At 56.8% G+C, this 6,314-nt stretch carries 7 protein-coding genes and 1 tRNA gene; 4 read left to right on the forward strand and 4 right to left on the reverse strand.

Features of this window, described 5'->3' with window-relative positions; translation table 11 throughout:
- The first annotated feature begins 1 nt into the window (after window position 1).
- Both V6N02_RS09250 and V6N02_RS09255 read left to right on the forward strand, forming a co-directional pair.
- Window positions 2-634, forward strand: a complete 633-nt coding sequence (locus V6N02_RS09250; RefSeq protein WP_371225259.1) for a ribonuclease HII — start codon at window positions 2-4, stop codon at window positions 632-634.
- A gap of 96 nt (window positions 635-730) precedes the next feature.
- On the forward strand, window positions 731-1,837 hold the full coding sequence (locus V6N02_RS09255; RefSeq protein WP_371225260.1) for a site-specific DNA-methyltransferase: 1,107 nt from the start codon (window positions 731-733) through the stop codon (window positions 1,835-1,837).
- Between the two features lie 52 nt (window positions 1,838-1,889).
- Here V6N02_RS09255 and V6N02_RS09260 read toward each other — a convergent pair whose 3' ends face one another.
- From V6N02_RS09260 to dapF, 3 genes are read right to left on the reverse strand one after another with little or no spacing between them, the layout of a single operon-like run.
- Window positions 1,890-2,612: a glutathione S-transferase gene (locus V6N02_RS09260; RefSeq protein WP_371225261.1), complete on the reverse strand. Its 723-nt coding sequence runs from the start codon at window positions 2,610-2,612 to the stop codon at window positions 1,890-1,892.
- Window positions 2,609-3,868: a tRNA (N(6)-L-threonylcarbamoyladenosine(37)-C(2))-methylthiotransferase MtaB gene (gene mtaB, locus V6N02_RS09265; protein ID WP_371225262.1), complete on the reverse strand. Its 1,260-nt coding sequence runs from the start codon at window positions 3,866-3,868 to the stop codon at window positions 2,609-2,611. Before mtaB ends, V6N02_RS09260 begins: the two co-directional genes overlap by 4 nt.
- Complete coding sequence (dapF, locus tag V6N02_RS09270; RefSeq protein ID WP_371225263.1) at window positions 3,865-4,698, reverse strand: diaminopimelate epimerase; 834 nt, start codon at window positions 4,696-4,698, stop codon at window positions 3,865-3,867. The genes mtaB and dapF overlap by 4 nt, the downstream gene beginning before the upstream one ends.
- Before the next feature lie 107 nt (window positions 4,699-4,805).
- Between dapF and V6N02_RS09275 the strand changes: the two genes are divergently transcribed.
- Window positions 4,806-4,881, forward strand: a tRNA-Lys gene (locus V6N02_RS09275).
- 98 nt (window positions 4,882-4,979) lie between these two features.
- A complete protein-coding gene (locus V6N02_RS09280; RefSeq protein WP_371225264.1) occupies window positions 4,980-5,555 on the forward strand; it encodes a hypothetical protein in 576 nt (191 codons plus the stop codon).
- A 481-nt stretch (window positions 5,556-6,036) separates the two neighbouring features.
- Here V6N02_RS09280 and V6N02_RS09285 read toward each other — a convergent pair.
- Window positions 6,037-6,314, reverse strand: a 278-nt coding sequence (locus V6N02_RS09285; protein ID WP_371225265.1) for a hypothetical protein, incomplete at its 5' end; no start/stop codon positions are given.

Consider the following 6,314-nt stretch of genomic DNA (forward strand, 5'->3'; position numbering starts at 1 on the left):
TATGGATGGCCCTGACTACTCTTTTGAACTGGCGGTAATGAAGCGCGGCGCACGGCTGGTGGCCGGTGTGGACGAGGTGGGCCGCGGGCCGCTGGCCGGTCCGGTGACGGCGGCTGCGGTGATCCTTGATCCCGACAACATTCCCGAGGGGCTGAACGATTCCAAAGTGCTCTCGATCAAACGCCGTACTGTACTGGCCAAGCAGATCATAGACAGCGCGCAGGTCTCTATTGCCCATGCCAGCGTGGAAGAAATTGACGATATCAACATTCTGCGCGCCTCGCATCTGGCGATGGAGCGCGCGGTAGCCGGGCTGCCTCAGGCGCCTGATCATCTGCTGATTGATGGCAACATGATCCCGCGTGGGCTGACGGGATCAACTGAAGCAATTGTGAAGGGCGATGCGCGATCCTTGTCGATTTCGGCGGCCTCAATTGTGGCCAAAATATGTCGCGACCGGATTATGCGGGATTTGGCGCAACACTACCCCGGCTATGGCTGGGAAACGAATGCGGGCTATCCGTCAAAAAGCCACAAAGCTGCGCTTCAAAATCTGGGCGTGACCCCACACCATAGACGATCCTTCAAACCGGTGCACAACATCTTGTATCAAGGAAAATCGGTAACCTCCTGATTCAAAAAAGAATTTGACGGCGAATCATCTTTGAATCATCCTGCCCTCAACGACCAGAGCACGACAACGTGCCGGGACAGAGGCAGAATATTAAAGATGACCAAGCAAAAGAGCGTGGCTGCGCTCCCCTTGAATACGATTCTGAGTGGCGATTGCATCGAGGCGATGAATTCGCTTCCCGAGGCGTCGATTGACCTGATTTTCGCGGACCCGCCCTATAACCTGCAATTGAAAGGCGATCTGCATCGCCCCGATAATAGCCAGGTCGATGCGGTCGATGATGCCTGGGACCAGTTTTCCAGCTTCAAAGCCTATGACGAGTTCACCAGCGCCTGGCTGGCCGCCGCACGTCGGCTGCTGAAACCGAATGGCGCGATCTGGGTGATCGGATCTTATCACAACATTTTCCGCGTTGGTGCCAGCTTGCAGGATCAGGGTTTCTGGATTCTGAACGATGTGGTGTGGCGCAAATCCAACCCGATGCCGAATTTCCGGGGCAAGCGCCTGACCAACGCCCATGAGACAATGATCTGGGCCAGCCGGGACGAAGGGGCCAAATACACGTTCAACTACGAGGCGCTGAAATCGCTGAACGAAGGCATTCAGATGCGCAGCGATTGGGTTCTGCCGATCTGTACTGGCCATGAACGCCTGAAAGATGACCAAGGCGACAAGGCGCACCCCACCCAAAAACCCGAAAGCCTGCTGCACCGTGTGCTGGTTGGCACAACCAATCCCGGCGATGTGGTGCTGGACCCATTCTTCGGCACGGGTACCACCGGCGCCGTCGCCAAGATGCTGGGTCGCGATTTCATCGGTATCGAACGCGAGGCTGCTTATCGCAAAGTGGCCGAGAAACGTCTTGCGAAGGTGCGCAAATACGACCGCGAAGCCCTGCAGGTCTCGACCAGCAAACGCGCTGAACCGCGCGTGCCATTTGGTCAACTGATCGAACGCGGCATGTTGCGCCCGGGCGAAGAATTGCTGAGCATGAATGGCCGTCACAAGGCCAAGGTCCGCGCCGATGGCACGTTGATTGGCGATGACGTAAAGGGCTCGATCCATCAGGTCGGGGCGGCGCTTGAAGGCGCACCCAGCTGCAATGGCTGGACCTATTGGTGCATCAAACGCGAAGGCAAGCCGGTTTCCATTGACGTCTTCCGCCAACAAATCCGCGCCGAAATGGCCGAGCGCCCGAATTAACCCAGATTAAGAACACCGCCGGTGCCTGTGGCCTGACACCACGGCACTACACCTATGCCCCGCCTTTATTGGCGGGGCTTTTTTCAGATTGGGGGCCAGCCCCCAAACCCCCGGGATATTTCTGGCCAGAAGAAACCTGTGCCACAACGCTTTGGGGAAAGGTGATGGGCATGTCATCGGGCATCCAGGCGGGATACTTTGCCATGATGGCGCCAAACCTGCCCGATGTTTTGAACCGGCCAAGCCACGCTATGACAGCAGACCAGGATTGGGCGTCGAACCAATTCAGGTCCACGTGAGCGAACTGGCGCACAAACGGCAGGATCGCCATATCGGCCAGTTTGGGTGAGGCCCCAAAAAGATACGGCTCATCATCCAACTTCTGGTTCAGCACCTCAAGAAAATCACTGGCCGCAGCGCGTGCCTGTTCAGGGTCAACATCCGTGTAGCGTGTCGGATATTTATAGCGATCCAGCGCCGTCTTGAACGGCCCATCGCAGGTGGTGATCAGATCGGTGTCGGGCATGTCCAGCCATCCCTCGGGATCGTTCTGATGCAAGGCCCAGATCATGATTTCAAGGCTTTCGTCAATCACGCCTGTCGCAGTATCAAGACACGGCACCGTGGCGCTGGGCGAAGCGGCAAGAAAGGCGGCGGGCTTGTCGCGCAGCACCACCTCGCGTAGCTCAACAGAAACACCAGACGAAGCCAAAGCCAGCCGCGCGCGAATTGCGTAGGGGCAACGGCGGAAGGACCAGAGGACCGGCAGGCTCATGCCGTCAATTGCGTTCCGCTTATCCCAGTGATCGGGGCGGTGACGATCTGGCTTTCAGGCTGATCCGTGTCAAAGATCACTTCGGTGAATTGCTCGGTTCGTCCCATGCGCGGATTTTCCATCAGGATGTGATGGGTGCGATCAATCTGCTGTGCCAGATGGCGTGTAACCTGCGCCCGACCTGCAGCGCGCAGACGCGCGGCGCGTTCTTTGATCACATTGCCATTCACCTGATTGGGGATCTTGGCCGCGGGCGTGCCTTCGCGTTTGGAATAGGGAAAGACATGCAGCCAGGTCAGATCGCACTCTTCCACCAATTTCAGTGAGTTTTCAAAATGCGCGTCGGTTTCAGTGGGAAACCCGGCAATGATATCGGCACCAAAGGTCATATCGGGGCGATGTTTGCGGGCCGCCTCGGCAAAGCGGATGGCATCATCGCGCAGATGGCGCCGTTTCATCCGTTTCAGAATCAGGTCATCGCCATGCTGCAGCGACAGGTGCAAATGCGGCATCAGCCGCGGTTCGCTTGCGATGGCCTGCATCAGGTTCTCATCCACCTCGATACTATCGATCGAGCTGATCCGCAGGCGCGGCAGGTCGGGCACCAGTTTCAGGATACGCATGACCAGATCACCCAGGCGTGGCGCGCCAGGCAGGTCCGCCCCCCACGAGGTCAGATCGACCCCGGTCAACACCACCTCGTTATAGCCCGTGCCAACAAGGCGCTTGATCTGATCCACCACCACACCGGCAGGCACGGATCGCGAATTGCCCCGGCCATAGGGGATGATGCAAAAGGTACAGCGGTGATCACATCCGTTTTGCACCTGCACATAGGCACGGCTGCGGGTGCCGAACCCGTCGATCAGATGGCCCGCCGTTTCGGTGACGGACATGATGTCATCTACCTGCACACGTTCGGTTTGACCTACGAAATCGGCGGCAAGGCCGGTCCATGTGCCTGCCTGCATCTTTTCGGTATTGCCGATCACGGCGTCGACCTCGTCCATCGCGGCAAAGGTCTGGGGTTCGGTCTGGGCAGCGCATCCGGTGACAATCAGCCGAGCGTCGGGGTTATCACGGCGCAGCCTGCGGATTTCCTGCCGGGCCTTGCGCACCGCCTCGGCCGTGACAGCGCAGGTGTTGACCACCACGGCATTGTCCAGCCCGGCGGCGCCCGCCAGCTCTTTCATCGCTTCGGTTTCATAGGCGTTCAAACGGCAGCCCAATGTGGTGAACTTGGGGGCGGCGTTCATGTCAGCGCGTCCAGAAAACTCTGCGTCAGCACGCCGTCACAGACATGGGTGGTACCCCCCGTCATCCAGACGCCATCTTCGCGCCACTCGACCTGCATCGAGCCGCCATCAAGATCAATCTGCACCTTGCGCCCGGTTAGCCCCCGGCGCGCCGCCGCCACAGCGACGGCGCATGAGGATGACCCTGAGGCCAGCGTAATGCCAACGCCACGCTCCCAGACCCGCATGCGCAGATGATCGGGTCCAATCACGCTAACCACCTGCACATTGGTGCGCTGGGGGTAAAGCGGGTGATGTTCATAGCGCGGGCCAAATTGCTCCAGCGGGATCGCCTCAGCATCCTCGACGAAAAACGTGCAATGCGGGTTGCCCATGCCGGTGGCGGTTGGTGCGCCCTCGACAGGCAGTTCCAACGTGTCCATCGCTTCGGCAAGCGGAATGCCCTGCCAGTCAAGCTGTGGGGCGCCCATATTGACCGACGTCAGGCCGCCGCCCGCGTCCCTTGCATAAAGATCACCCCGCTCGGTGGTCAGATGCAAGTGATCCTGCCCCGTCTCATCCATCAGATAGCGCGCGATGCACCGGGTGGCATTGCCGCATGCGCCCGAGGTCGAGCCATCGCTGTTCCAAAATGTCAGATGTGCATCGCCTTTGCCCGGCGCGATCAAGGCCAGCTGATCAAACCCGATGCCACGATGCCGATCCCCCAAGGCCATTGCCAGCTTGGGGGAGACCTCGATGGCGCGCGCGCGCCCGTCCAGCACGACAAAGTCGTTTCCCAGCCCATGCATCTTCATGAAGGGCAATCCGGTATGTGCATGCGTGCTCATAAAGTCGCATATAATTGGCTGGCTGCGACTTATCCAGCATTCCTATGCAATTGGCGCAGAATCGGGGTTGACCGCATGGACGGCTCTTTCTAGATAGGCCGCCTAGTGGGCCGTTAGCTCAGTTGGTAGAGCAACTGACTTTTAATCAGTGGGTCGCAGGTTCGAATCCTGCACGGCTCACCACTGTTTTTAATATGACAAATGACACGTGATCGTTCCTTTGCGACACGGTTTCTTTCCTTTGGGGGAAGCCAGAGCTGCCTTGCTTGGTGTCACGCGTTATGAATGTTGAACTTGCTCGCCATCGCGTCCTAGATTGCCTTGCCGCAAACAGAAGATGCAATGTGGGTTTATTCGGGCGAAACAAGGTGTTCGTGTGTGAGCGCGGTCCAACAGGGTCTTCCGAGTTACTCACGCTGATACATGCAGATGATCGCTATGGCGATAGATTTTGGTATGGCCACATATCAAGACCATTTGGGTCCCCGAATTACATTTCTGTTCTCGTCTGGTCCACAAAGCTGGTTAACGCTTCAAACGAAGGACTACTGTTCCGTCGATTTAACTATTGGACCCGAATTGATCCGCAGTTTGAACCTTGCTTTGTTCGCCGTTCTGATGAGGCATATGCCGAGCGCTCAGATTTTCAGGGCGCTACGGAGGCACTAGCTTCAATGATTGAAGCCTTTGACCCCGATGCCCTATCTGATGTGGGTGAAAGCGGTACTCAGCATGGGTGGGCAGAGATGCGAATACTTAGCGTTTATGGCATCGAAGGCCTTGATCCGAAGCAATACCAAGCCGAAGGACCGCCGTTTGATTATCCATTGAGAATTGTTGGGCGTTCAAAGGAGTAGCGCTTCTATGCTTGCCGTCGAGGGTGGGGCTTCAAGTTGGAAACCAAACCTTTCTCCAAAATCCATTCGAAGCTTCCTGCCTTCTCCAAATATGCATCTTGTGAGATAGGGTAAGGATTGTCATCAGTTTTGACAGCATGACCACTTTCAGAGAATATTTTTGAAATTGCGAAGGGTTCCCTGGATTCCCAAAGCGAATTGACCGCCTGGGATTTGGGTTTACTGAGTACAAAATGAAATTTGTAGGCTGGGCTGTTCTTTGGCCGTGCTTCGAAGTCAGCCAACAAGAGCAATATGTAGGGTATGACCCAGTCTGTGATGTCGGCATACGCCCAAATATTCTTGCGATCCGCTCGTTGAATCATAGACCGAAATTTTGATGTTGGTAAGTTTCCGGCCCGACATAGATCTCGGCAAAATGTATAGGCTCTTGCGATGTTCTCGGTCTCAAAGAACCGGAGCCTCACATCTCGCGCGTGAGCTAGCGTCCAGCCAGAGGGCTCGAGGCCAATAAGTCTGGCTGATCGCCTTGCGAGAACGCAATCATCCAGTGGATCTGCGTTAACTTTTTGGTCTTGGTGATCGAATCTTGAAACAGTGTCGGGATGCGGGTTGGTGACGCCGTGGACATGGACGATTGTCTGACGTCAGCGTCGATGGGACAGTTTAGGGCGATTTGATAAGGGAGGGTTTCTGGCCCATCGTAACCACCAAGGAGTGGAGATGAGACAGAAACCCGGAACACGTAAGAGCCACGGC

Source organism: Roseovarius conchicola, from assembly GCF_041403425.1.
Classification (GTDB): Bacteria; Pseudomonadota; Alphaproteobacteria; order Rhodobacterales; family Rhodobacteraceae; genus Roseovarius; species Roseovarius conchicola.